Raw genomic sequence first — 25,439 nt, 5'->3', positions numbered from 1 at the left:
ACGCCGCGTCAATTGTTCCCATCAACTGCAATGTCGAAGTGCAGAACATCTTCACGCGTTCCCAATTTCGTATACAGCGCGATGGCGGGCTCGTCCTCGATGCCGGTATCGGCCTGGACGAAGACGACATAAGCCCCGCGCTCTGCCGCGACCCTCTTCAGTTCTTCGATCAACCTCGTCGCAATACCTTCGCGCCGGTGTGCCGCTGAGACGGCTAGATCGTAGATATAGACTTCACTGCGCTCTTGTTCAAACTTTCTAAGCTCGTAGGCCGCAATGCCACCGACAACACTGCCATTCTTCAAGGCGGCCAGCGCAATGAAAGAGTCACCACCCAGCAGCCGCCGAAGGTAATCCGCACTCGGACGATTCCCGGTGTAGGTGTCCGCGTCGCCAAAGGCCTCGCCGAATACCGAGGACAGCGCCTCCATCAGAGAGACATCGTCAGGCTTGAGATGGTGAATCACCAGCGACACAAAACACTCCTAAGCAGCATTACGCCACGGATCAGCGCCTTAGCACACACGGCGCCGAAAACGCGAAGTTGATTGACTTGCAATGATTGCCTACATCCATACCAGGCCTTGATACGGGCTGAATTTGAGAGACTCCAAACGACTGTCTAAGCAACCACTATGAATCTCAAATTTATGGCCGTTAGGATCTAAAAAATACCGTGAATTCCCTTCACTCCTACTTTGCTTCCATTCAACCACATTTGCTGCGCGAAGCTTTTCAGAAATCGCGTTGAAATTCTCCTCGGAAACATCAAACGCTAAATGACAGTAATCCTGACTGAGCGGTGAATTGGCGACTTTTCTGACCCAAACAAGAAAGAGGACAATTTACCCAAGCCCGCATGTTTTGCCTTACCCTGACTTTATGCAATCGGGCTTATATCTTCTTGCAAGCCGAGTCCAGGTTAGTCACGAAATCTATGCCACTAACTGGGTTTGATTTTTCGTAAGAAGAATTCATTATTTCCATTAAGAACTCTTTCAATGCTCTTTCCATGTTAGAGTTCATAGCATCATCACTTAGATGCTTACTGGAAATCTGAACTAACTTATCAGACAAACGATTTGCAGCATCGCTCTGTATTTTTGCACCAAGCTCTTCCTGATAATGTATACCCTCGATAGTAAACCACTCTTTCGGGGCTACTTTTTTGTTTTTATTCGTCCATATTGCTTTAGGTTTTCTAACAGTTACAAAGCTAGGCTTGACCTCTGACAGCGATGCACACCAAGCCCAATCTTCAAGGTCATATCCATATGTAAAAATGTAATCTGTTTTATATAGAATATCCACCTGCTCATCGAGTACCCCACTCCCGCCCTTAGGACGGTCATATTCTTCTTTGAATCTAAATGATATTTCAGTAGGGATATTCACAAATTCGAAGATTGCCTGCTTTACCTGAATTCCTTCTGAAACAGATATTTCATTAAGTTTTTTCAGGTGTTCAAGCGCGCTTCTAGTATCCTCATAATCTTTCTTGGCTTGCTCAAACTTACTAACATAAAAAAACAATGCAACCCCTAGTATTGCTGCAACAACTATGGCCCCAATTAAAACACTTCCTTTTTGATTATTCATTTTCTTATCCTAAGTTTCCAAGTGATTTCCTGGAGATTCATAACACTTATATCGTGCCCCTAACGCCGTTTTGCTATCGACTTATATTTCGCTCGTGGAATTGTGTCAACACTACCCACTTCGCTTGAATCTTAGAGCCCTAACTGACTTTTAACTTTTCAACGATCGTGTACCAACAGCCCTGACGACACATACCTATATCGCAACACTAAAGTCTAACCCCTTGATAAATAAAGATTTTTTGTTTACTTTTCGTAAACTCCAGAAATATCTGTCGCCGGGGCTGTTTTGTGGCCGCCATCACTGGAGCCACTACATTCATACAGTGATCGACAGCACATGCCCGGACACAGGGAGATTCAATACAGGTATCGTCTTCCGCTCAATAGACGCAATCTCTTGTCAGCAGATCCCTTATCACGCGGGTTCCAGCACCACATCACCGACAACCTCCACCAGTACTCTATTCCGCCCCGCCTGCTTGGCCCGATAGAGCGCCGCATCCGCGGCCTCAAACAGCTGCACCGCCGCATCGAAGTTGCCGCCCTCGAAGCTCGCCACGCCGATACTGATCGTCAGCGGCATACCGTGGCAGTCCAGTTCCGCCACTCGCTGCACCAGTCGCTCAGCCAGCACTGCGGCCTGTTCGCCCTTGGTGCGCGGCAGCAGTATCGCGAATTCCTCGCCTCCGTAGCGGCAGGCCAGCATCGGTTTGCGCACCTTCTTCAGGATCAGTTCGCCGACGGCACGAATGGCGAGGTCGCCGTGGCGGTGGCCGTAGCGGTCGTTGATGGCTTTGAAGTGGTCCAGGTCGAGGACCAGCAGCGACAGCGGCGTGCCGGAACTGGCGGCCAAGTTGAATTCCCGTGGCAGCTGCTCGTCGAAATAGCGGCGGTTGTAGAGGCGCGACAGCTCATCGGTATAGCCGAGCTTCTGGATCTCGCCGACGCGGGCGCCGAGGGCCAGCGACAGCAACACCATCTCGATCAATGCGCCTCCTTGGAAGGCATTCTGGGTAAAGCCGTTGTGGGGCAGCAGGCCGAAGGTCTTCAGCATATAGACGATCACGCTGGACAGCAGCGTGATCCACGCCACCATAAAATAGCGCGCAGAAATCGAGCCGCGCAGCACGCTGATGGTGCCCATACCCAGCAGCAGCGCACAGACCACCAGCGTCAGCATTGAAAACACCAGGATGGTGATGCCGTAGCTGAACAGCGGCGCTATGGCAGTCAATGCAATCATGCCGTACAGCAGCCAGCGCGCGACGCAGTCGGTGCGCGGTGCCAGCTGGCGGCCGGCGCAGACGACGCGGGCAAATTGAGTGGCGAAGATCAGGGACAGGCCGAGCAGTACGATCAGGCTGTGGTTGCCGAACCACGGGCTGCCGGGCCAGACAAACTGGAAGGACACGCCGTTGTGCACACCGAAATAGAGCCCGTAGCTGATCGCGTAACCCATGTAATAGACATAGGCGGTGTCGCGCATGGCGAGAAACAGGAACAGGTTGTAGATCACCAGCACCAGGAAGCCGCCGTAGTAGATACCCAGCAGCAGCTGCTCCAGGTTCAGCTGAGGCAGAAAGGCGGTTTCACTGCTGACGGACAGGCCGATATTCAGCGAGCCCTGGGTGGCGTAGCGCAGGTAATAGGTACGCTCGCTGTGCGCGGGCAGCGTCACCGGAAACACGAAATCCCGCAGCGCCAGCGGGCGGCTGGCAAACGGCAGGCGATCGCCGGTGGCGATTTTCTGCCACGCGCCGCTATCGTCCTGGCCCCAGAAATCCAGGTAATCGATCAGCGGGTAGTCCTGGCGGATGACCAGCGGCACCGCTTTGTCGGTGGAATTGCGCAGCGTGAAGGCCGCCCAGTAGGCGGAGCGGGTAAAGCCAAAATTGGCCGAGGATTTGTTCCAGGGTTGCAGCCGGGCCTGCACTGCCGGTGTCTGGATGCGGGAGAAATCCAGTTCAGCGCTCTTGTCTTCCAGCAGCCGCAGTGACGGCGTCAGCGCTGTGGGCTGCATGCCCGGCGCGACGTTCACGGCTTCCGCGCTGGCACAGGTCGCCAGGCAGAGAAAGAATAACCCCCAGAACAATTTGGCGATTTGCATCGCGGCCATCCATCAGCGCTGTTTTTTTGTTAATTCCGTCGATGGTATCACAGCGGAGCTGTGACTAGCGCCATCCTACCCCTAACGACTTTCGATATTCAGTAACCGAGCACGGCTATTCACGTCGCTTATTTCTAGCTGCTTATTCCCGATCCTTGCGCGCCTGCCAGTCCCGATATACCGCCGGCCCTTCGGCGAGCGGCAGGTATGCCATTGGCAGCTGGCGCTGTTGCGGCGGCAGCGTGAGTTCATGGTAGATGTCGGCGGTGGAGAGGCCGTAGGGATCGCCGTCTTCCTGCGAGCAGGCGTAGTAGACCGCGCTGACGCCGGACAGGTACATGGCCGACAGGCACATGGGGCATGGGTGGCCGCTGGCATAGATGACGCAGCCATCGAGGCGCGGCTCACCCGCCTCAATCGTTGCGCGGCGCATGGCTTCGAGTTCCGCGTGGCCGGTTAGATCGCCGTTGATATGAATGGTGTTGACGCCTTCGGCGATAATTTCGCCATCGCGCACCAGCACCGCGCCGAACGGGCGACCGCCTTCATTAGTCACGTTGTCCCGCGCTAGTTCGACCGCGCGGGCGAGGAATTTCCGGTGCTGCGCAGCCTGTGGGCCCTGCTCCGCCGTATTACCCATGGATTGCCTATCCTGTTATCTGCTTACTCGGCGGACAGGATAAGCCATTAAGCGCGAGCGCGCTTTTTAGACGCGATGATTCCGGTGCGCATTTTTTGGGTAGCCGCGATTGTTATACCTTCGCGGGTTCCCGCCTTTTCGTCACCGCGACACCATCGGCCTGGCCGGCATCCGGTGCGCTCACCACCACCCGGTTGCGCCCCTGTTGCTTGGCCCGGTACAGCGCCATATCCGCGGCTTCGAACAGCTGCAGCGCCGCCTCGAAATTGTCGCGCTCGAAACTGGCCACACCGATACTGACTGTCAGCGGCATCTCGTACAGATCCAGCTCCGCCACCTTACACACCAGCCGTTGGGCAATGACCGCGGCCTGCTCTTCGCTGGTGCGCGGCAGCAGGATCGCGAACTCCTCACCACCGTAGCGGCAGGCCAGCACCGGTTTGCGCACCTGCTTCAGGATCAGGTCACCAATCGCGCGGATGGCGCGGTCACCCTGGCGGTGGCCGTAGTGATCGTTGATCGCCTTGAAGTGATCCAGATCCAGCATCAGCAGCGACAGCGATGTCGAGGAGCGGGCGGCGAAGCTGAATTCCCGCGGCAGCTGTTCCTCGAAGTAGCGGCGATTGTGGAGATGGGAGAGTTCGTCGATGTAGCCGCGTTTGCGGATTTCATTGACCCGCGCCCCCAATGCCAGGGACAGCAGCATCATCTCGATCAGCGCGGCCACCTGGAAGGCGTTGTGAGTGAAAGCGTTGTGGGGCAACCAGCCAAAGGTCTTGAATACGTAAACGATGACACTGGCGAGCAGCGCAATCCAGCCCATCATAAAGTAGCGCGCCGAAATAGAACCGCGCAGCAGGCTGATCGCCCCCATCACCAGCAGCAGTACGCTGGCCACCAGGGTAAACACCGTGAAGGTGGTGACCATCAGCCGATAGCTGGCAAACGGGGAAATTGCGGTCAGCGGTATCAGGATATACAGCAGCAGGCGCGCGAGCTTGTCGGTGCGCGGCGCCAGTTGCCGGCCGGCACAGATCTCGCGCGCAAACTGGACGCCCGAGATCAATGTTAGCCCCAGCATAAATACCAGGCTTACATTGGCGAGCCAGGGATTCTCGGGCCAGACAAACTGGAAAGTGACGCCGTTCAGTGCGCCGAAGTAGAGACCGTAACTGAGCACATAGCCCATGTAATAGACATAGGCCCTGTCCCGCACCGCCATAAACAGGAACAGGTTGTAGATCACCAGCACCAGGAAGCCGCCGTAATAGATACCCAGCAGCAGCTGATCCAGTTCAAGCTTGGATAGGTAATTGGTCTCGCTGGTGACGGATAGGCCGATATTCATCGCCCCCTGGGAGGCGTAACGCAGGTAGAAGGTGCGCTCACTCTGTGCAGGCAATGTCACCGAGAAGATGAATTCCCGTAGCTCCAGTTGGCGGCTGGCGAACGGCCGACGGTCTCCGGTGGCGGTCCGCTGCCAGTTGCCATCGCTGTCCTGGGCCCAGAAGTCCAGGTAATCAATCAGCGGGTAGTCCTGGCGGACCAGCAGCGACAGAGGCTGCTCGGTGGGGTTGCGCAGGGTGAATGCCACCCAGTAGGCGGAGCGGGAATAACCAAAATTGGCTGCGGGCTGGCCCCAGCTGGTCAGCCTGGCCTGATATTGCGGGGACTGAATCTGGGCAAAATCCAGCTCGCCGCCCCTGTCTTCAAGCAGACGCAGGACCGGAGTCAGTGATGTCGGTTGCAGATCCGGGGTAACTGTGAGGGTTTCCCCATAGACCCTGCCGCACAGACAGAGCAACAGCAGCCCCCAGATGGTAAAAGCCCGCTTCATCCCTAAAAGCCCGTGTCATTGTTATGTCATTATTGGCAAGCACTGCCACAGCTTCCCTGTGCGGCCCGGCTAACTAAGGAACGATGGTATCACAAGTGTGCTGAGAGGCTACCGCACCAGCTTACAGCCGATTACAGCGGCCTCTCCTGCCCCACATCTGCCGGGGTGAACTGGTTGTGGTGACCATCACAAAAGGGCCGGTTCTCGGTGTGCTTGCAGCAGCACAGCCAGAAATCACCGCTCTCCTGCACGGTGAACTTCATCGGCTTCAGGTCCGTTTCCTTGTGGCTGCCGTCGCAAAATGGTTGATTGGCAGAGCGCCCGCAAACGCAGAAGAAGTAGGCTTGGCCGGCTTCGAGGTGGACACGCTTGGGCAGGTTATTGGCGACGACGGGTGAACTCATATCTGAGCCCTGCTGTTATGGATTTTCTATTGGATGGCGCACTGCCAGCACTAAAGATACTCCTGCCAGCAGTGCTCGGGAAAGATACCGGCATGCCATTCGCGAACCTGTGGCACAGAAACCGCACTGCCTCGGCCCGGGATTACAAGCGGAACTTGTAACCAAATCCAATGCTGTAGATCCAGGGATCGAATTCGACCCGTGTTCTGGCGGCGTGGACGAATGTCTTGGGGATGATTACGCCGGGCACCGCGAAGTGCAGATCCGCAGTCACCTCCACGTCCTGGTACTGGATGGCGGCATTAAAAAACCAGTCGTTTTCCGGGCCAAACATGACATCGAGGCCAACCTGCGCCGCCCAACCCCAGGTGTCATCCAGAAAAACTTTCGCTTCTCCAATGCCATCGGAAACCACAGCCAGGTACTCGTTGGCGACCCTGCCAAGCTTCACATCGTCAAAGTCCGTGTAATTAAAACCGACACCCACATAAGGCTGCACCCAGGATTCCGTGCAAACAGGAAACCAGTTGAACATGATGGTGCCGCTGCGTCGTTCGATATCGCCGGCACGAATCTTGCGCCCCGCAAACGGAGACTGAAGCCCCTGAAAATCCAGGTCATGCGTCGACTTACCGATATAGCCCACCTCCACCGCAAAGTGGTCCATAGGCATGAAACCCGCAGTGAAGTTCCAGGTGTTTGCAGTGCTAATTTTGTACCTGAGCCCATCCAGGAAAGGATAGCGGACCCGATCGAAACGCCACTTGCCTTTTTGATCATCCGCTTCAAGGTAAGAGCCACCGAGACGCACCATCACGGTTCCGGCGCTGTATACCGCAGTTGACGATCCCGGCAGCGTGTATCGATACTCATCGGATTCCGCCACTGCGGCAATCGGAAGTGCGGCGCAGAATATAGCCAGTGCCGAAATTGTCCGAATTCGGGTTATCTCCATAACCGACAATTCCATTCGTTGATCGAATTTCCATGGCAAAACGCCTGGTCACACTTCAGTCTAGACATTGAGAAATGCAGGCTTTCGAAAAAGATTCAAAACACGATATAAAAAGAAATCTTTTGCAAAGTTGGCGCAATATCTGTGGCAGCGCTCCGCCGCTTTTTACCGATTGCGGACCGGAAATTATAAATCCTACTCATTTCTGCAGCGGCTACTGGCGAACAGAGTTCCCGTTATTTTCGATGATGTTCCTTGACCATTGGCTGAACCCCGTTTCCGGCCATGAAAAAAGGCGCCGAAGCGCCTTTTTCCACGAAAAGATAGTCCGGAGATCAGAACTTGTAACCGATTCCGAGATTCCAAACCCAGGCATCGAGATCCAGGTCTCTCCGCGCTGCGCGCACGAAGCTTCCCGGCTCTAGTTCACGGGGGAATGCGTAATGCAGATCCGTTACCGTATCCACATCGTGGTATTGCCCCGCGAGGTTCACCAGCCAGTTGCTATCGCGCCCGAACATGATGTCAACACCGAACTGGGCGCCCCAGCCCCAGTCGTCTTCGAAGTACATCGTGGCCGGACCCGTCAACACCTCATTGAGATCCGACAAATAGTCGTTGGCGGTGGTTCTGAACCTCAGATTGTCAAAGTCGGTGTAGATGGCTCCAAGACCGACGTACGGTTGTATCCAGGACTCCTTGCACACCGGGAACCAGTTAAAGAACAGGGTACCGGTCTGGCGATCGACACTGCCGACACGGAGCTTACCCGGCAAGGGTTCAAACTCCGGTCCGACTGCCGGAAACACAGGCTGTAGCAGGCCGGTCCAGTCGACATCGTGCTCAGTTTTGCCGATGTAACCCAACTCAATCGAGAAGTGATCTATCGGCATGAAACCCACGGAGAAGTTCCAGCCGGTATCGTTGTCGATCTTGTACCCGAGCCCCTCGAACTCCGGAAATAGATCCCGGTTGTATCTCCAGCGGCCGGAATCGTCATCCGGGTCGACCCAGGATGCGCCGAGCCGCAACATTACGGTACCGGCCTTATAGACTGCCGGAGGTGCCGCAGGTGGCGGCGGGGCGTAACCGGAGGGGCCGGCAGATGCCGCGACTGAAACTACAGCAGTGGAAACTGCTAGTGCCATAGGTGTCAGAATGCGCGTCATTTTCATAAGTTTTAACTCCATTGATATTCGGCTAATTCAACAGCAATCAACCCAATCATTTTTCAGTCTAGACACGAAAGAAACGCCTGTAGAAAAAACACCCAACCACCCACCTAAAGCTTGGAATTTTCGTGTAAAGTTGGCGGAACATTGATTTTTTTGGCGTACGTATAAACAAAAATGCGTGGCCGGAAGAAAATATGGGCGGAAAATTCAACGAGCAGAAGAAGAATTACGCGTAACTCCAATCAAAATTTTGGCGGCTAGCTCTTTCCCCGGTATAAATGAGCGCCAAAAAACGGTGCTATACGTGCCGCGCTTTCCGAAGGGAATCGGCCCCAAGTGGCGGTAATTCTCACTGGGCTACTCCGACACAATACAGTCGTCATAATAACCTTCATGGTATTCCTTTATGGATCGGCGCACGCAAGATTTTTCGTCTGCGGAAAGTCTGCATAGCCAGTCAAAACAATGCGGTCAAGAACCGCCAAATTATCCCGCCCTGCCAATTCTTAAAAAAAAGAGGGCGCCGAAGCGCCCTCGTTCAAGTATCGATTGAAATACTCAGAATGAGAATTTGTAACCGACACCCAGGTTGAAAATCCACGGATCATATTCGTAGTCGGCGGAGTAGGCTTCGAAAAATCTATCCTCCTGTGGTATTGCCACCGGGTCTACATCGAATACCGAGAACCGGATATCAGATTCCGCGCGCGTATAGATCGCAGCCGCGTTGACCAGCCAGGCACTGTCGTGGCCGAAACTGAAGTCCACACCGATCTGCGCCGCGTAACCCCAGGAGTAACCCATGCTGAAGCGACTTCTGAGGCCAAGGTCCCGCAGCTCTCTGCGTCTCCAGCCCCGGAATTTCTCGCCACCGAAATCCGTATAGTTGATCCCGAAGCCGGCATAGGGTTGTACCAGGCAAGACGGATCCAGCGGATACCACTTCATCATTAACGTGGTGATTTCTGGCTCGAATTCGCCAATGCTACCAACCGTTACGTCGGGTAAGACAAAGTTAAAATAACGCCGGGCACTGCCGCCCCTGTGGGAGCCTCCATCGGTATAGTTGAGTTCAAGGCCAAAGTGATCCATTGCCTTCCACTCAAAGTTAATGAACCAACCCCATTCATCATCAGGATCTACAGTTCCGCGGAATGAGCGGATATCGAGAAAATCAAAACGCTCATCCGTAAAGGTAACTGAATCCGCTCTCGGGGAGACGTAGGAACCGCCCACGCGAACAATGAATTCCTGTTTCTTGGGAGGAGGCGGAGGCGGGGCATATCCAGAAGGTCCTGCGGACGCTACACCAGATACCGCCAATGCCAGGGGCGCCATAACGGGAACTAAAACACGCGTCATCTTCATTTGCTAACTCCATTTAGAAATTCAGCAAGTCAAACAGCAACCTGCTCAATCAATGATCAGTCTAGTCGCGTGAAATCACCGCTGTAGAAAAAAAAACCAATTATTGGCGTTGAAAAAGAACCTTCCTGCAAATTCGGCACGGTATTAATTATTTGGGCGGGAAAGATTTCTTAATGCGCAAAGAAAAATGCGCGACTTTTGAAGAACGAATACTGCAAAAGCAGAAAACTGTGCGTCAGTGAGAGGCTCGTCGAAAAATCGCCGAGCCATTGGCAGGGAAATGGGAGGGAAAAATCGGCGTTAAAAACGACTGAAAATTTACTTTTTACCGCCACCGAGACATTGCGGGCTCTGCGGTGCGGCGCCTTCCCACTCCTCGGGGCTGTAAGTGTGCAGCGCAAGGGCGTGAATCGGGCCGGCCATTTCTTCAGCGAGCGCCGCATAAATCTTCTGGTGGCGCTGGACCTTGCGCAGTGGTGTAAATACATCGCTGACCAGTACTACCCGAAAATGCATCTCAGAACCGGCAGGTACGTTATGCATGTGGCTCTCGCATTGCACTTCTATATATTCCGGTGCGAAAGCCGCTGTCAGTTTCTGTTCGATTTTCTCGGCAAGGCTCATAAAGATATCTCGGTTACCTGAACGCTTCGGACTACTTAAGAGGCGACACTCGCCTGAAGCTTGCGCGCTTCAACGATGGTTTCGTAGGCGACGGTGACGCTTTTCATCTGGTCCTCCGCATAGCGCATAAATTCCTCCGGCAGTCCCTTGGCGGCGATTTTGTCCGGATGGAACTCGGCGGCTTTGCGGCGGTAAGCCAGCTTCAGGTCGCGATCGTTGGTTTCGGGCGAGCATCCGAGCACATCGTAATGCTGTTTGAGGCTATCCATGGAGGCCGGCGCGCGATGGTCGAACTCTCCGCGCATGGTGGAGAAAATGGAATCGTGCAGGCCGAGATCCCCGGGGATACGGCGCAGTATTTCCTCTTCGGCCGCATGCAGATCGCCATCGGCATAGGCGACCGCAAACAGCAGGCGATAAACCATCTCGCGCATCGCCTGGTTGCGCACCAGTTGCTGGTACTGGCGCGCGTAGTCGTAGATGCTGTAATTGTCGGTCTTGGCGTTCTGAAAGATCTTGATCGCCTGCTTGCGATCCTCGGCGCTGAGGCGGAGGTTGTTCTGCATGAAGTCTTCGATCAGCTGGACTTCCGCTTTCGAAACCGTACCGTCCGCCTTGGCAATTTTGGCCAACATCGAAAACAGCGTGACGATAAAAACCGTCTGCGCCCCATCGCGGTTCAGGCCGGCTGCCGCTGCGCCGACGCGCTGCAGACCGGCACTGAAAGAACTGCCGATCCAGGCGCCCAGCGCTGCGCCAATGGGGCCGCCAAACATCAAACCGATACCGGCTCCAATACCCGCGCCCAACCAGGACATATCTTTTCCTCCGAGCGCCGCAACGCGCCCCAATCGTGACAAAAAAACGCGCCTATCATAACACGCGCACCGCCGCGCCAGTGGAATATCCAGACTCCATGGTCATGCTGCCCGCAGCAGCTATTCGACCACCCCCACTACCGACCGGGCGCGGTGAACTCAAGGTAGCGCCACCGGCACTGGTCAGCGCGAGGACCGCAATCACGGGGCGAGCGCACCCAGCGATTGCTCAAGCCCTGCGACACGCGCGGCCGGACAGTACGGGGAGACACTCAGATTGCCGGCACCAGCCGATCCAGCCAGCCTTCACTGCCGCCGCGCCAGACGGCAATCAGGTGTTCGGTACAGTAATAAGGGCAATCGACCACCTTTATTCTCACGGCGCCAATCTCGGCGAGCAGCTGTTCCGGCAGGTAGGCGAGTAACCCACCGCTCATCACCATACTACACAGCACACCGTAGTCATTTACCACCGCGCCGATCTTGCGCGGCAGCGCGTCCTCGCGCCAGCCATCGCTACCGATTCCGCGCTCCTCGCCGCAGAACGGAGAAACCGTCGGCGCCGCAAACGGATGCTGCAGAATCGTTTCCGTGGTCACCTCTATCGGTCTTGCCGTCCGCCCCGCCACCAGCGGATGCGAAGGTGCCGCGGCAACCCGCATGGTGGTGGAACCGATAGCACGCACGGACATGCCGTTCGGGATCTTCCCGCTCATGGCGTCGGTAACCAACGCGAAATCCACCTCGCCACGCACCAGCATCTTCAGTGCCAGCGCCTCGTAGGCCGAGGTCATGGAGAGACGCGCGTTTCCATGTTGCTGCACCAGCACCTGCTGAATTCGCCCCGCCCACTTTAACTGCAACATCGCCGGCGCCGCCACACGGCACTCCAGGGTATGGGCCAGGCCGCTGAATTCGGCCCGCGTCTGCTGCGTCATGGCCACGATTTCCGCGGCGCGCCGCTGCAGGCGGCGCCCGGCATCGTTGACCTTGATCTGCTTGCCCACCCGGTCAAACAGGCGCGTGTCCAGTGCGGTCTCCAGACGGCGCAGCGACTTGCTCAGGCCACCGGCCGTGGTATCCAGGCGATCCGCCGCCCGCTGCAGGTTCTCGGTGGCGGCTATGACCAGAAACTTCTCCAGGTCTTCTATTTCCATTTTGGAACTAATACCGTACGGTCAAGAATCGATTGGGCACTAATGTATGGCTAGAATCGCCGCCTGACAAGAGCGACTGTCGACAGTGGTAACCAGATGAGCACACGAGAGAACCAGCGCTGGATCTATTGCCAGCGCCCCAGCGGCGAGGTGAATGAGAGCCACTACCGGCTGGAAACCGTCCCGCTGGACAGCGATCTCGCTGCCAACGAGGTTCTGATTGAAAACCACTACATCAGCGTCGATCCCTATATGCGCATCCAGCAGTCGGCCAAGCCCAATTGGGAAGAGCCGCATCCGCTGAACACGCTGCAACGGGGCGCCGTCGTCGGCCGTGTCGTCGCGAGCCGCAATGCCGCCTTTAGCGATGGGGACTGGGTCTCCGCCTATACCGGCTGGGAACGCTACTCCCGCGTGCACATTTCTGCGGCAACCAAGCTGGATCCGCAACTGGCGCCGGTGACCACGGCGCTGGGGGTACTCGGCATGCCCGGCAGAACCGCCTGGTTCGGTCTGATGGAGGCCGGCCAGCCGCGCCCCGGTGACACGCTGCTGGTTTCCGGCGCCGCCGGAGCCGTCGGGTCGCTGGTGGTGCAATTTGGCAAGAAGGCGGGTTGCCGCGTGGTCGCCTTCGCCGGCAGCGACGAAAAATGTGAATGGCTCAGTGACGAACTGGGCGCTGACAGTGCGATCAATTACCGGCGGTTTAACGGCGCTGCGGAGCTGGATGCTTTTTTCAAAGCCGAGCGGATCCGCGCCGATATTTATTTCGACAATGTCGGCGGCACTATTACCGATGCGGTGATTCCGAACATCAATCGCCGCGCCCGCATCGTTATCTGTGGTCAGATCAGCCAGTACAGCGGCAACCTGGATGAGGTGGAAAACGGTCCGCGATTCCTGCACCACATGCTGTACCAGCGTGCGTGTGTCCAGGGCATTCTCGCGCGCGATTTCAATTATCGCATGGACGAAATGCTCGCCGTGGTCGGCCCCTGGGTCGGCAACGGCGAGATCCGCTACCGGGAAACCATCGTGGACGGATTCGAGCGCCTTCCGGCGGCGTTGAGTGGCCTGTTTCACGGCGATAACACCGGCAAGATGATTGTCAGGGTTAACTAGGGCCGCCCAATCATGGCCCAGGGAAGCATTGAGGACGGATTCAGGAATTTTGAGATGAAGGAAATTCACTAACCATGGGTAACCGGCTGCTGATCATCCAGCACGAACGGCGCGAGGGGCCGGGCTATATCGCCGACTGGGCCGCAGCGCGCAACGTCGCACTGGATATTGTTGATCCCAAGAGAGAGATGCTCCCGGACGGCGGATACGACGGACTGATCGTCCTCGGCGGGCTGATGGACGTGCGCGACCGCGAAAAGCTGTCCTGGCTCGCACGGGAAATCGACTGGCTGGGTCGGGCCATTCGCCAGCCGATTCCTGTTCTCGGGATTTGCCTCGGCTCACAACTGCTTGCCCACGCACTCGGTGCTGACGTGATAGAAATGCCTACCGAAGAGCTGGGCTGGCTGCCGGTCAACCCGGTGCCGGGCTGGAAAATGGGCACCGGACTGGTGTTTCACGCCCACAAGTACCGCTTTGCCATTCCCGCCGGTGCGCGGTGCCTGGCCGAGTCCAAACTTTGTCCGCACCAGGCCTTCTCTGCCGGCGACAATATTCTGGGCCTGCAATTTCACCTCGAGTGGTCAGCGGATGATATCGCGCGCCTCTTTCCCAAATATTTCGCCAGGCACGGATCACCGGAAATCTTTCACGACGCCGGGCGCCGCGCGCTCTTCGAAATCCTCGACACGCACTTCAGCCCACTGATTTCTGTCGACGCCCCATCCAAGTCCACTTCACCACTGCGGCGCTTCGCACAACGGCTGTACCTTCAATAGCGATCTACTGCAGCGGTCCGTCACCCGACGCGCTGCAGCCCGGAGCAATAAGCCGCGATCACCACCTCGCTCATCACCACCCCGCATACTTCCCCCAAAGGGAAGGACTTAAGCCCGGCACAGCGCTCATCCAACCGCCCCCCCCCCTAGGCCCACCCGCGCGCAAACTCTCGCCTGACACCGGCCACACCATGGCGCAGACAGTTACTGCCGGCAACGAACCAATCTGGAAAAGTGCAAATTCCCCGACTAGCTTTTTATCTCGACGAATACAGTCGGAGGTGTAGGCACCGCCGGATTCAACCGCAGCCAACGGCCAGGACTTTCGATTCGTTCAGCATCGAACTCGCGCTGAGCAATTCCAACGACAGGCCGTGGAGATGCTGGCATGAGACGTTTCGCACTCGAACCTGGCACATATCTATGAGCGATTGTCGAATTCTACGTTCTCCCGCCCCGCCCTCTGCTCTCAAGCGAGCGGTGTCGTCCCTATTGTTATTTGGTGTGTTATTTGGCGGTTTCTGCCAACCGGTACTGTCCGACCACGCCACCGCTACCGACTTGCACAGTGCGATTATGCAGAGCTGCGTAGACGTGGACTTCCGCTATCGCTACGAACGAGTCGATCAGGAAAATTTCACCAAAAACGCGAATGCCAGTACCCTGCGCAGCCGTGTCACCTGGCACACTGCCTCACTCAATAACTGGGTTGGACTCATTGAACCGGACAACGTCTCGTCGATCGGTTCGGAGCGCTACAACTCCACCGTCAACGGAAAGACCCAGTACCCGGTGGTAGCCGACCCCACGGACACAGATCTGAACCGGATTCAGGTGCAGTACAAGACCAAGCCCTTTACCGGTACTGTGGGCAGGCAGCGAATCAACCAGGACAACCAGCGCTTCGTGGGTGGCGTCGCGTGGCGTCAGAACGAGCAGACATTTGACGGCGGGCGCGCGGAATTCTCGATGGGCTATTACGCCAAGGGATGGCGCGGGGACGTGGCGTGGATTGGAAACGTCAACCGGGTTTTCGGGCCCGACGGACCCAATTCGGACCTCAGGGGAACGGTTATTCCAGTCCGCCTGCCCTATTCACCGGTGGAAAACCACGAACTGGTGCCTTACCTCTACTGGTTCGACTTCGACAGCGGCGTCAACAACTCCAACGGTGAAAACCTTTCCACCGGCACCCTGGGCCTGCACTATCACGGTTCCTGTCCGCCGGGTAAGAAGCCCTTCGCCTGGGACTGGTGGCTTTCGGCGGCAATCCAGAAAGGCATTGAAAATAATCCCATCGATTACACCGAGCGCTATTTCCTCGCCGAATCCAATGTCAAATTCGAGCGTTTCAGTTTCGGTGGTGGCTACGAGTATCTGGGCGGCACCGGCAAAGCGGCATTTATCACCCCCCTGGCGACACTGCACAAATTTCAGGGCTGGGCCGACCAGTTCCTCAATACTCCCGTTGATGGCGTCGGTGACGCCTATGTCAAGGCGGGCTTCAAATGGTGCAACTTCAATTTTGGTCTGATCTATCACGACTTCCGCTCGACCAAGGGCAGCCTTGACTACGGCCATGAAACCGACGCCGTGGTCGAATTCAAGGTCAATCGCTGGCTGAAGCTCCAGGCAAAATACGCAGATTACCGGGCAGACGAGTTTAGCCAGGATACGGAAAAATTCTGGTTCTCCATTTTGATCAACCCATCAGCGCCCAAGTAGTCCCGGTAACCGCTTCGCACCGCCGAATTTGGCCGTGCTTCACCCAGTTGTTGCGCAATAAAAAAGGGCGAACACAAGGTTCGCCCTCAGGTTGCTGACAAAGTAATGCAGTCAAAATTGAAGGCAAAGTGCTAGGACGAGCATTTCGAACCGTCGGCGACAGGGCCGAAGGCGCCGCGAATGCCTGCAGCGGCCGGACCGTCGCCGCCGGAGCTTACAGGGATGTATTCACAGCGTTTCGAAATGCTCGCCCTAGTGCTTGGCCGCCACCGCACCAGCTCAGAATGGAATGCGGGGTTTATCAACAGTCTAGGGCGAACCCAGTGTTCGCCCTTGTTTCCTCGCAGCAGTACCGGGATCGTCAGCCGGTCATCGCGCGCACCATGGTAATCATGACGCCCGCCGCCACTGCGGAACCGATCACCCCGGCCACATTGGGGCCCATCGCGTGCATCAGCAGGAAATTGTGCGGGTTGGACTCCAGACCAATCTTATTCGAGACCCGTGCCGCCATCGGCACTGCGGATACGCCGGCCGACCCAATCAGCGGGTTGATCTTGTGCTGGCTGAAAACATTCAGCAACTTCGCCATCAGCACGCCGGCGGCAGTACCGATCGCGAAGGCGACAATGCCGAGCGCCAGAATTCCCAGTGTCTTCGGGTCCAGGAACTTGTCCGCAGCCAGCTTGGAACCGACGGACAGGCCGAGGAAAATAGTGGTGATATTGATCAGCGCGTTCTGGGCGGTATCCGACAGGCGCGCCACTACGCCGCACTCGCGCATCAGGTTGCCGAAGCAGAACATCCCCAGCAGCGGCGCCGCGTCCGGCAGGAACAGTGCGACCAGAATCAGCAGCAGCAGCGGGAAAGTGATCTTCTCGCGCTTGCTGACATGGCGCAGCTGCACCATCTCGATCTTGCGCTCCTCCGCTGTGGTCAGCGCGCGCATGATTGGCGGCTGAATGAGCGGCACCAGCGCCATATAGGAGTAGGCCGCAACCGCGATGGCGCCGAGCAGATCCGGTGCCAGCAGACTGGAAACGTAGATCGCCGTGGGGCCATCGGCGCCGCCGATAATACCGATCGCAGCCGCGTCGGCGATGGAGAAATCCATGATGCCGGCCACGGACAGACCGACTGCACCCAGCACGGTGGCGAAGATGCCGAATTGCGCCGCCGCCCCGAGAAACAGGGTGCGCGGGTTGGCGAGCAACGGACCAAAATCCGTCATCGCGCCCACCCCCATAAAAATCACCAGCGGCGCAACGCCTGAGGCGATGGCCACGGAATAGAAGTTATACAGCATGCCGTTGCTGAAGCCGGCGTCCAGCGCGTACTGCGCGACCTGTGCCTGCACTGCCGCCGGCGCATTGGCCAGGGCCTCTTTCAGCGCATACAGGGACTCCCCGCCGCCGACGCCGAGAATCTGCGCCATCTGCGCCAGTACGGTTGCATCACCGGACGCCAGCGCCGTCTCCGCCGCCGACAGTGCCAGATCGGCACCGGGAATATTGGCGAGCAGACCACCGAATCCGATAGGCACCAGCAGCAGCGGCTCGAAATTCTTGCGAATGGCCAGGAACAGTAATACCAGGCCGACAAGAATCATCGTGAACTGACCGGGTGTCATCTGATAAGCGCCGGACGACTGCCAAAGGTTGAGTAGGTTATCCACGTGCGACTCCTATTCCTGCGTTACGCGATGGACAGCAGGGCATCGCCCACTGCCACGGAATCGCCCTCTTTGATCGCCACACTGGTCACGCTGCCGGCACGGGGCGCGCTGACCGCAGTTTCCATCTTCATCGCTTCCAGCACGACGATGGTCTGGCCTTCCACGACCTGGTCGCCGGGTTTGACGACGACCTTGAAGATATTGCCCGCGAGCGGCGCCTTCACCGCTTCACCACCAGTGGCGACCGGCGCCGCGGCAGAGGTGGGCGCGGCGGACGCATCGGCCACCGGAGCGATGCCGGTCAGGTCGCCGCCGTCGGCAACAGTGACGGTATATTTCTGCCCCTCCACTGTTACCGTGTAGACTTCCTCGCCCTTGTCATTCTTGACCGCACTGCCCTCATTGCCGGTGGGCACCGGCTCGAAGGCGTCCGGATTGCCGCGGTTCTTCAGGAACTTGAGGCCTATCTGCGGGAAGAGCGCGTAGGTCAGTACGTCGTCTATCTGCTCCTCGCCGCTCGCCAGAACGACACCTTCATCGCCGGCCTTTTGCTGTAGTTCCGCCGTCAGCTTGTCGAGCTCCGGCTGCAGCAGATCCGCCGGGCGGCAGGTGACGGGCTCGGCGCCTTCCAGCACGCGAGTCTGCAGTTCCTTGTTCACTTCCGCCGGGGTCGCGCCGTACTCGCCTTTCAGCACTGCGGCGGTCTCTTTGGAAATGGACTTGTAGCGCTCACCGGTAAGCACGTTCAGCACCGCCTGGGTGCCGACGATCTGGGAGGTCGGCGTCACCAGCGGAATAAAGCCGAGGTCTTCGCGCACCCGCGGGATCTCTTCCAGCACTTCGTCCAGGCGATCGCCGGCGCCCTGCTCGCGCAACTGGTTTTCCATATTGGTCAGCATGCCACCGGGAACCTGGGCGACGAGAATGCGTGAGTCGACACCGCGCAGGGAGCCCTCAAACTTCGCGTACTTCTTGCGTACCTCGCGGAAGTAGGCCGCGATCTCTTCCAGCAGGTTGATATCCAGGCCGGTGTCACGGTCGGTACCCTCGAGGATTGCCACCAGCGCCTCGGTGGGGCTGTGGCCGTAGGTCATCGACATGGAAGAAATGGCGGTGTCGACATTGTCGATACCCGCCTCGATGCATTTCAACGCAGTCGCGGTGGAGAGACCTGTGGTGGCGTGGCACTGCATATGGATCGGAATATCCACCGCCGCCTTCAATTTCTTCACCAGTTCGTAGCCCTCGTAGGGGCGCAGCAAGCCGGCCATATCCTTAATTGCGATAGAGTCCGCCCCCATATCTTCGATCTGGCGGCCGAGATCCACCCACAGGTCCATGGTGTGCACGGGGCTGACGGTATAGGAAATAGTGCCCTGGGCGTGCTTGCCATGCTTTTTAACGGCGCGCAGTGCCGTCTGCAGGTTGCGCATATCGTTCATCGCATCGAATACGCGGAAGACGTCCACGCCGTTTTCCGCCGCGCGCTCGACAAATTTTCCCACCACGTCATCGGCGTAGTGGCGGTAGCCGAGAATATTCTGGCCACGGAACAGCATCTGCTGCGGCGTGTTCGGCATTGCCTTTTTCAGTTCGCGGATACGCTCCCACGGATCTTCGCCGAGATAACGGATGCAGGAGTCGAAAGTGGCACCGCCCCAGGATTCCAGTGACCAGAATCCGACTTTGTCGAGCTTTTCCGCAATCGGCAGCATGTCGTCCAGTCGCATACGGGTCGCAAACAGTGACTGGTGGGCGTCGCGCAGGACTACATCAGTAATTCCCAGTGGCTTTTTAACCTCAGTCATGGGTCGTCTCTCTCGGCAAATTTATTGGAGGTTGTTCAGCAGTAATGAGCAATCATCAGCGTCTCTTGCGATGCTGTTCGATCGCCGCCTTGATCACTTTGCGCAGGCGCGCCTCATCATCGGCTGCACTGCTGGGTGCGGGAGCCACCGGCTCCGCTTCGGGAAAGTTGCGGGTAATAATGCGGGACATAATGCCGGTGCCGATCACCAGCACCAGTAGGAAAGTAAAAACAATCCCCATGCCGAACAGCGTGATGTCCAGCCCCTGTTGAAGTAGCGTGTCTTGCACTTTGTTATTCCCCTAAGTATTCAGGCAATAAAACCGATCATCCTGAACGGTTTTATTTACACCCGCAACACAATGATTCGCTGCGCGATATTATGGACATGTCACGGTTGTTTATCGGCCTGCGGCCGACTGCAGCAATACCCGTTTCGATTAACTTCCCTAACAAATTCTTATGACAGGTATTTGTACTGAGCGGGCGCTATTATCAATACAAGATGCTTTTAAAATCAAACACTTATTAGTTTCAGCCGCAACGATAGCGATATAAATGACGCCATAAATAATTCGCGATAGAGCGCGTAAATTGAGGCAATGACACCGCCCTATTACCGACTTATCTTTCAGTGCCACGCTGCTCATTTTTACACCAACCACCCCCGCAAGCTGTTAGAATACGCGCCCACAATTCGCCAGAGCGTCCAGGCGCCAGTTTATGACCGCAGAGACAGATTCGTTATTACCCAGAATCTACCAAGCCCCGATGGAAGGCGTGATCGACCACCATGTCCGTGCGCTGCTGTCCGCCATCGGCGGCGTGGATATCTGTGTCACCGAATTTGTGCGCGTCACCCATACGAAGCTGCCGCGACGCGTCTTTACCCGCCTCTGCCCCGAGCTGGAAAGCGGAGCCGCCACCGCCAGCGGCATCCCGGTGCGCCTGCAGTTGCTCGGCGGCAATCCCGAGGCCATGGCCGTCAATGCGGCCCGGGCCGTCAGCGCCGGGGCCAGGGCCATCGACCTGAACTTTGGCTGCCCGGCCAAGTCGGTCAACAACAGCGACGGCGGCGCCTGCCTGCTGCAGAGCCCGCACCGGGTGGAAGCCATCGTCGGTGCCGTGCGCCGGTCAGTTCCGGACAGTATCCCGGTAACGGCCAAGATCCGCCTCGGCTATTCGGACAGGTCCAGCTATCTGGACAACGCCCGCGCCGCGGAAGCCGGCGGTGCCAATGAGCTGGCGGTCCACGCCCGCTCCAAAGTCGATGGCTACCGCCCGCCCGCCTACTGGGAATATATCGGCGAGATACGCGAGCAACTGTCCATCCCGGTGATTGCCAACGGCGATATCTGGACGGTGGCGGAATTCCAGCGCTGCCGCCAGGTGACCGGCTGCAGCGCCTTCATGTTTGGCCGCAGCCTGCTGGCACGGCCGGACCTGGGGCTGCAGATCAAGGCCCTCTGCGCCGGCCATGACTACACACCGATGGATTGGCCACAGGTGATGGGGCTGCTGTGGGACTACTACCAGACCACCCGCGACCACTATCCGGCCAAGTACCTGGGCAACCGTATCAAGCAGTGGCTGGCTTACCTGAAACTGGCCTTTCCCGAGGCGCAGCTATTCTTTGAGCGCATCAAGCGCCTGCGCGAAGCGGAAGCGATCGAAGCCGCCTTCGCCGACGAACTGGCGACCGAAGTCGAGGGCATCGAAGCGGCCTGATGCCGAGGGCGAGTGGCACATTCGCCTCGCCCCGACCTCTCCTCTTCCCATTTATCACAGCTCCTATACTGATCGGACTACCACTTCTGCGATCAGTCCGGCTCACCATGCCCGTCCATAACAGCGAAATCGCCGACGCCTTCGACAGGCTCGCCGACCTGTTGGAAATCGAGGACGCCAACCCCTTCCGCGTGCGCGCCTACCGCAACGCCGCGCGCACCGTGCGCGGATATCCCCGCAGCATGTCGGACCTTCTCGCAGACGGCATCGACCTGACGGAACTGCCGGATATCGGCGACGACCTGGCCAAAAAAATCCAGGTGCTGGTAGAGACCGGCAAACTGCCCCTGCTGGAGGAAGTGGAGGCGCGCACCCCGCCCGCCCTCAGCGAACTGATGAAGATCGAGGGCCTGGGGCCGAAGCGGGTTCGGGCGCTTTTCCTGGAACTGAACATCAAGACTCTCGACGACCTCAAGGAGGCCGCGGAAAGCGGCAAAATCCACGACGTCGCCGGCTTCGGTGACAAGAGCGAAGAAAAGATCAGGAAGCGGGTGGAGAAATTCTCCGGGGAAAGACCGCGCACCCTGTTGATCGACGCCGAAGAGAACGCCCGGCCGCTCGTCGAATACCTGCGCAAGGCCGAGGGCATCAAAGACGTCATCATTGCGGGCAGCTTCCGCCGGCGCAAGGACACGGTGGGCGACCTTGATATCCTGATTACGGCCAGGAAAGATTCGCCGATCATGGACCACTTCACCCGTTACGACGAGGTGGAAGAAGTCGCCTCCAAGGGCAAGACACGCTCCACCGTTTACCTGCGCTCGGGCATACAGGTGGATCTGCGAGTCGTGCCCCAGGTCAGTTACGGCGCCGCCCAGCACTATTTTACCGGTTCCAAGGCGCACAATATTGCCGTGCGCAAAATGGGGATCAAAAAAGGTTACAAGATCAATGAGTACGGTGTTTTTGACGGCGATCAGCGCATTGCCGGTAAAACGGAAAAATCCGTCTACGCCGCGGTCGGCCTGCCTTTTATTCCACCGGAGTTGCGCGAAAACCACGGGGAGCTGGAAGCCGCCGGCCAAGGCAACCTGCCGAAGCTGATCACGCTGGAGAATATCCGCGGCAATCTGCACACGCACACCAAAGCCAGTGACGGTCACAACACCCTGAGGGAAATGGCTGAAGCAGCAGCCAAATTGGGCTACGACTATCTCGCCATTACCGAGCATTCAAAAAGCCTGGCCGTGGCCCGCGGCCTGTCTGTGAAGCAGCTGCGCGAGCACCTGGAAAAAATCGATGCGCTAAACGAGCAGCTCGACGGCATAGTGCTGCTGAAATCCAGCGAAGTGGATATTCTCGAAGACGGCTCCCTGGATTATCCCGACGAGGTACTGCGGGAACTCGATTTCACGGTCTGCGCTATACACCAGAAATTCGACCTGCCGCGCAAAAAACAGACCGAGCGGATACTGCGCGCGATGGACAACCCCAATTTCAATATTCTTGCCCACCCCAGCGGCCGCCTGATCAACAAGCGGGATCCCTATGAAACAGACCTGGAAAAAATCCTCGAGGCGGCAAAAGAGCGCGGCTGCTTTGCCGAACTCAACGCCCAGCCGCAGCGGCTGGACCTGACCGATGAGGGCTGCATGATGGCGAAAGACATAGGAGTCAGAATATCCATTGCCACCGATGCCCACAGCACCTTCGATCTGGAGCATATGCGCTGTGGCGTCGACCAGGCGCGCCGCGGCTGGCTGGAAAAGAGCGATGTCATCAACTGCCTGCCGCTGCAAAGTCTGCTCAAGCTGTTTTCCCGCTAGCCTGTACCCGAGCTGCCCGGGCAGCGGCACCGAGCTGAAAACCACCAGGGTCACCGGGCGTGCTATCTGGCACCACCCAGAATACCAGGCACAATGACAGGTCCGCGGGGCTGCACGCTTTTATTCTTCGTGAATTATCTGCCGGATCTCCGCTGCCTCCAGCGTTTCCTTCTCCAGTAATCCCTTGGCCAGCGCATCCAGCTTGTCACGGTGTTTCTCCAGCAGCTCCTGTATTTCCGTCTCGATTCCTCGTATCAGGTCGACAATTTCCTCATCGATAATTTCAGCCGTGTGCTCACTGAAATCTTTCTGTTGCGCCATCTCGCGGCCAAGAAAAATATGTTCCTCACCGCGGCGGAAAGCTACAGGCCCGAGCTTTTCACTCATGCCCCAGTGGGACACCATATGCCGCGCCAGCCGGGTCGCCTGTTTCAAATCCTCTTCCGCGCCCGAACTGACCTCGTGGAACACCACTTGCTCCGACACGCGCCCGCCGAGCATCACGCCGATGCGGTCGCGCAGGTAGCTGGCACGCAGGCTGTGGTGTTCTTCCTCCGGGATCTGCTCGGTGGCGCCGAGACTGCGCCCGCGGGGAATGATCGTCGCCTTGTCGAGGGGATCGGCGTGGGGCAGCAGGCTGGCGACCAGCGCGTGTCCGGCTTCGTGATAGGCAATGATCTTCTTGTCCTCATCACTGATGGCCATTTCCCGCTCGCTGCCCAGCACCACCTTGTCCCGAGCCAGCATCATGCAGGCCATATCCACCGCCGACTTATCCTCGCGCCCGGCGAGCAGCGCGGCCTCGTTGATCAGGTTTTCCAGGTCGGCGCCGGCAAAGCCCACCGTCAGCGCCGACAGCCGCTCGAGGTCGACGTCATCGGCCAGGGGCACCTCGCGCGAGTGGATCTGCAGAATCGCCTTGCGAGCATTTTTATCCGGCAGATCCAGGGTGATCTTGCGGTCGAAGCGGCCGGGGCGCAGCAGCGCCGCATCGAGCACATCCGGACGGTTGGTGGCGGCGATCACCACCACCGTCTCGTGGGGATCGAAGCCGTCCATCTCACCGAGTATCTGGTTCAGCGTCTGCTCCCGTTCATCGTGGCCGCCGCCCAGACCCGTGCCGCGGGCACGGCCCACCGAGTCGATCTCATCGATAAAGATGATCGACGGCGCCTCTTTCTTGGCACTGGCAAACATATCGCGCACCCGCGACGCACCGACACCGACGAACATCTCGATAAACTCGGAACCGCTGATGCTAAAAAATGGCACGTCGCTCTCGCCGGCCAGCGCCTTGGCCAGCAGAGTCTTGCCCGTCCCCGGCGGCCCCATCAGCAGGATGCCCTTGGGAATCTTCGCCCCCAGTTTGCGGTAGTGCTCTGGATTTTTCAGGTAGCCGGCGATTTCCTGCAGGTCCCGCTTGGCGTTGGCCAGCCCGGCCACATCGTCGAAGGTGACATTCGATTCGCCCCGCTCGAAGCGTTTGGCCCGCGAGCGGCCGAAGCCGAAGGCGCCGCCACCGCCGACACCGCCCATGCGCTCCTGCATCCTGCGCCCGGCCCAGATAAACAGGCCGATAATCAGAATCCACGGCAGAAAGCCGATCAGTACGCGGGTCCACAGATCCGCCTGGGCCGATTCCGCGCGAATTTCTACCTGCTGTTCCTCCAGCAGCGGCATCAACTCAGGATCTTCCACCGGCGGCAATATGGTGACAAAGCGGCTGGAGCGGGTGTCACCGGACGGGATCTGGCCTTCCTGGCTCCGCTCATAGCTGCCGGAGATGCGATCGCCCTGCAATATCACACTGGCAACCTGGCCACTGCGGACCTTTTCTTTGAAGTCGGTGTAGGAAAGCGTCTGCTGCTCCTGGTCCTGCAGAACGCTCGACCAGTACTGGGCGATCAGCATCACGAAAAAGATCCAGATCAGGTACTGGCCCCAGCCGAGTGAAGGGGGGCGTCGCTGCGGCGGAGGTGACTGCGGCCCCTCTTCGTCCGATTTTCTGTCTTCGCCCTGCTCGTCTGCCATATGTGGTTCGCTGTGCCTGTGGCGGGGAGCTGCTGCCCGCTGAATAGAATCCGGACCGCC

21 protein-coding genes and 1 pseudogene are annotated in these 25,439 nt (G+C 57.8%); 5 read left to right on the top strand and 17 right to left on the bottom strand.

Annotated features, from left to right (window positions below):
* Positions 1-8 precede the first annotated feature (8 nt).
* From BUC36_RS16645 to BUC36_RS16585, 13 genes and pseudogenes are all read right to left on the bottom strand, one after another.
* Entirely contained in the window at positions 9-476 is a 468-nt protein-coding gene (locus tag BUC36_RS16645) for an AAC(3)-I family aminoglycoside N-acetyltransferase (RefSeq protein ID WP_073277294.1), read from the bottom strand.
* A gap of 90 nt (positions 477-566) precedes the next feature.
* Positions 567-797, bottom strand: a pseudogene (locus tag BUC36_RS16640) (glutathione transferase); the annotation flags it as partial.
* Positions 798-894: 97 nt separating this feature from the next.
* Positions 895-1,599: a hypothetical protein gene (locus tag BUC36_RS16635; protein WP_073277292.1), complete on the bottom strand. Its 705-nt coding sequence runs from the start codon at positions 1,597-1,599 to the stop codon at positions 895-897.
* A 417-nt stretch (positions 1,600-2,016) separates the two neighbouring features.
* Positions 2,017-3,708 carry a diguanylate cyclase gene (locus tag BUC36_RS16630; RefSeq protein ID WP_073277446.1) on the bottom strand — a complete coding sequence of 564 codons (1,692 nt, stop codon included), beginning with the start codon at positions 3,706-3,708 and terminating at the stop codon, positions 2,017-2,019.
* 142 nt (positions 3,709-3,850) lie between these two features.
* Positions 3,851-4,348 (bottom strand): nucleoside deaminase, encoded by a 498-nt coding sequence (locus tag BUC36_RS16625; protein WP_073277290.1) that lies wholly within the window; start codon positions 4,346-4,348, stop codon positions 3,851-3,853.
* 112 nt (positions 4,349-4,460) lie between these two features.
* Complete coding sequence (locus BUC36_RS16620; RefSeq protein ID WP_073277288.1) at positions 4,461-6,185, bottom strand: diguanylate cyclase; 1,725 nt, start codon at positions 6,183-6,185, stop codon at positions 4,461-4,463.
* Positions 6,186-6,316: 131 nt separating this feature from the next.
* Positions 6,317-6,589, bottom strand: a complete 273-nt coding sequence (locus BUC36_RS16615) for a CDGSH iron-sulfur domain-containing protein (protein ID WP_073277286.1) — start codon at positions 6,587-6,589, stop codon at positions 6,317-6,319.
* Positions 6,590-6,731: 142 nt separating this feature from the next.
* Positions 6,732-7,475 carry an OmpW/AlkL family protein gene (locus BUC36_RS16610; protein WP_159436037.1) on the bottom strand — a complete coding sequence of 248 codons (744 nt, stop codon included), beginning with the start codon at positions 7,473-7,475 and terminating at the stop codon, positions 6,732-6,734.
* A gap of 404 nt (positions 7,476-7,879) precedes the next feature.
* Positions 7,880-8,692 (bottom strand): OmpW/AlkL family protein, encoded by an 813-nt coding sequence (locus BUC36_RS16605; protein ID WP_407661787.1) that lies wholly within the window; start codon positions 8,690-8,692, stop codon positions 7,880-7,882.
* Between the two features lie 585 nt (positions 8,693-9,277).
* Positions 9,278-10,087: an OmpW/AlkL family protein gene (locus BUC36_RS18625; protein ID WP_084536201.1), complete on the bottom strand. Its 810-nt coding sequence runs from the start codon at positions 10,085-10,087 to the stop codon at positions 9,278-9,280.
* Positions 10,088-10,405: 318 nt separating this feature from the next.
* Entirely contained in the window at positions 10,406-10,711 is a 306-nt protein-coding gene (locus BUC36_RS16595) for a BolA family protein (protein ID WP_073277278.1), read from the bottom strand.
* A 35-nt stretch (positions 10,712-10,746) separates the two neighbouring features.
* Positions 10,747-11,529: a co-chaperone DjlA gene (djlA, locus tag BUC36_RS16590; protein WP_073277276.1), complete on the bottom strand. Its 783-nt coding sequence runs from the start codon at positions 11,527-11,529 to the stop codon at positions 10,747-10,749.
* Positions 11,530-11,801: 272 nt separating this feature from the next.
* Positions 11,802-12,686 (bottom strand): LysR family transcriptional regulator, encoded by an 885-nt coding sequence (locus tag BUC36_RS16585; protein ID WP_073277274.1) that lies wholly within the window; start codon positions 12,684-12,686, stop codon positions 11,802-11,804.
* A gap of 96 nt (positions 12,687-12,782) precedes the next feature.
* Between BUC36_RS16585 and BUC36_RS16580 the strand changes: the two genes are divergently transcribed.
* The 3 genes from BUC36_RS16580 to BUC36_RS16570 all read left to right on the top strand — a co-directional run bounded on the left by BUC36_RS16580 (position 12,783) and on the right by BUC36_RS16570 (position 16,312).
* A complete protein-coding gene (locus BUC36_RS16580) occupies positions 12,783-13,808 on the top strand; it encodes an NADP-dependent oxidoreductase (RefSeq protein WP_073277272.1) in 1,026 nt (341 codons plus the stop codon).
* A 74-nt stretch (positions 13,809-13,882) separates the two neighbouring features.
* Positions 13,883-14,587 (top strand): type 1 glutamine amidotransferase, encoded by a 705-nt coding sequence (locus BUC36_RS16575; RefSeq protein WP_073277270.1) that lies wholly within the window; start codon positions 13,883-13,885, stop codon positions 14,585-14,587.
* A gap of 576 nt (positions 14,588-15,163) precedes the next feature.
* Positions 15,164-16,312, top strand: a complete 1,149-nt coding sequence (locus tag BUC36_RS16570) for an alginate export family protein (RefSeq protein WP_159436036.1) — start codon at positions 15,164-15,166, stop codon at positions 16,310-16,312.
* Between the two features lie 361 nt (positions 16,313-16,673).
* On the opposite strand, the gene BUC36_RS16565 is transcribed toward BUC36_RS16570, so the two are convergent.
* Genes BUC36_RS16565 through BUC36_RS16555 form a run of 3 tightly spaced genes read right to left on the bottom strand, consistent with a single transcriptional unit; the run spans position 16,674 to position 20,084 of the window.
* Positions 16,674-17,987: a sodium ion-translocating decarboxylase subunit beta gene (locus BUC36_RS16565; RefSeq protein WP_073277266.1), complete on the bottom strand. Its 1,314-nt coding sequence runs from the start codon at positions 17,985-17,987 to the stop codon at positions 16,674-16,676.
* A gap of 20 nt (positions 17,988-18,007) precedes the next feature.
* On the bottom strand, positions 18,008-19,795 hold the full coding sequence (gene oadA, locus BUC36_RS16560; RefSeq protein ID WP_073277264.1) for a sodium-extruding oxaloacetate decarboxylase subunit alpha: 1,788 nt from the start codon (positions 19,793-19,795) through the stop codon (positions 18,008-18,010).
* A gap of 55 nt (positions 19,796-19,850) precedes the next feature.
* Positions 19,851-20,084, bottom strand: a complete 234-nt coding sequence (locus BUC36_RS16555; protein WP_073277262.1) for an OadG family protein — start codon at positions 20,082-20,084, stop codon at positions 19,851-19,853.
* Between the two features lie 433 nt (positions 20,085-20,517).
* Between BUC36_RS16555 and BUC36_RS16550 the strand changes: the two genes are divergently transcribed.
* Together BUC36_RS16550 and polX are read left to right on the top strand one after the other, a co-directional pair.
* The gene (locus tag BUC36_RS16550) at positions 20,518-21,522 is read left to right on the top strand and encodes a tRNA dihydrouridine synthase (RefSeq protein WP_073277260.1); all 1,005 of its coding nucleotides are present in this window, start codon (positions 20,518-20,520) and stop codon (positions 21,520-21,522) included.
* Positions 21,523-21,629: 107 nt separating this feature from the next.
* Positions 21,630-23,348 carry a DNA polymerase/3'-5' exonuclease PolX gene (gene polX / locus BUC36_RS16545; RefSeq protein ID WP_073277258.1) on the top strand — a complete coding sequence of 573 codons (1,719 nt, stop codon included), beginning with the start codon at positions 21,630-21,632 and terminating at the stop codon, positions 23,346-23,348.
* Between the two features lie 120 nt (positions 23,349-23,468).
* Here the strand turns inward: polX and ftsH are convergent, their stop codons facing one another.
* Positions 23,469-25,379, bottom strand: a complete 1,911-nt coding sequence (gene ftsH / locus BUC36_RS16540; protein ID WP_073277256.1) for an ATP-dependent zinc metalloprotease FtsH — start codon at positions 25,377-25,379, stop codon at positions 23,469-23,471.
* Positions 25,380-25,439 lie beyond the last annotated feature (60 nt).

This window comes from Microbulbifer donghaiensis (assembly GCF_900129095.1).
GTDB classification, from domain to species: domain Bacteria; phylum Pseudomonadota; class Gammaproteobacteria; order Pseudomonadales; family Cellvibrionaceae; genus Microbulbifer; species Microbulbifer donghaiensis.
This window is presented reverse-complemented; position numbering and strand designations above follow the sequence as displayed.

Excerpts from the sequence above, each read along its gene's own strand:
- BUC36_RS16580 (WP_073277272.1), top strand. The coding sequence starts at position 12,783 with ATGAGCACACGAGAGAACCAGCGCTGGATCTATTGCCAGCGCCCCAGC.
- BUC36_RS16635 (WP_073277292.1), bottom strand. The coding sequence starts at position 1,599 with ATGAATAATCAAAAAGGAAGTGTTTTAATTGGGGCCATAGTTGTTGCA.
- BUC36_RS16620 (WP_073277288.1), bottom strand. The coding sequence starts at position 6,185 with ATGAAGCGGGCTTTTACCATCTGGGGGCTGCTGTTGCTCTGTCTGTGC.
- BUC36_RS16595 (WP_073277278.1), bottom strand. The coding sequence starts at position 10,711 with ATGAGCCTTGCCGAGAAAATCGAACAGAAACTGACAGCGGCTTTCGCA.
- BUC36_RS16575 (WP_073277270.1), top strand. The coding sequence starts at position 13,883 with ATGGGTAACCGGCTGCTGATCATCCAGCACGAACGGCGCGAGGGGCCG.
- oadA (WP_073277264.1), bottom strand. The coding sequence starts at position 19,795 with ATGACTGAGGTTAAAAAGCCACTGGGAATTACTGATGTAGTCCTGCGC.
- BUC36_RS18625 (WP_084536201.1), bottom strand. The coding sequence starts at position 10,087 with ATGAAGATGACGCGTGTTTTAGTTCCCGTTATGGCGCCCCTGGCATTG.
- djlA (WP_073277276.1), bottom strand. The coding sequence starts at position 11,529 with ATGTCCTGGTTGGGCGCGGGTATTGGAGCCGGTATCGGTTTGATGTTT.
- BUC36_RS16570 (WP_159436036.1), top strand. The coding sequence starts at position 15,164 with ATGCAGAGCTGCGTAGACGTGGACTTCCGCTATCGCTACGAACGAGTC.
- ftsH (WP_073277256.1), bottom strand. The coding sequence starts at position 25,379 with ATGGCAGACGAGCAGGGCGAAGACAGAAAATCGGACGAAGAGGGGCCG.
- BUC36_RS16585 (WP_073277274.1), bottom strand. The coding sequence starts at position 12,686 with ATGGAAATAGAAGACCTGGAGAAGTTTCTGGTCATAGCCGCCACCGAG.
- polX (WP_073277258.1), top strand. The coding sequence starts at position 21,630 with ATGCCCGTCCATAACAGCGAAATCGCCGACGCCTTCGACAGGCTCGCC.
- BUC36_RS16550 (WP_073277260.1), top strand. The coding sequence starts at position 20,518 with ATGACCGCAGAGACAGATTCGTTATTACCCAGAATCTACCAAGCCCCG.
- BUC36_RS16630 (WP_073277446.1), bottom strand. The coding sequence starts at position 3,708 with ATGCAAATCGCCAAATTGTTCTGGGGGTTATTCTTTCTCTGCCTGGCG.
- BUC36_RS16615 (WP_073277286.1), bottom strand. The coding sequence starts at position 6,589 with ATGAGTTCACCCGTCGTCGCCAATAACCTGCCCAAGCGTGTCCACCTC.
- BUC36_RS16625 (WP_073277290.1), bottom strand. The coding sequence starts at position 4,348 with ATGGGTAATACGGCGGAGCAGGGCCCACAGGCTGCGCAGCACCGGAAA.
- BUC36_RS16605 (WP_407661787.1), bottom strand. The coding sequence starts at position 8,692 with ATGGCACTAGCAGTTTCCACTGCTGTAGTTTCAGTCGCGGCATCTGCC.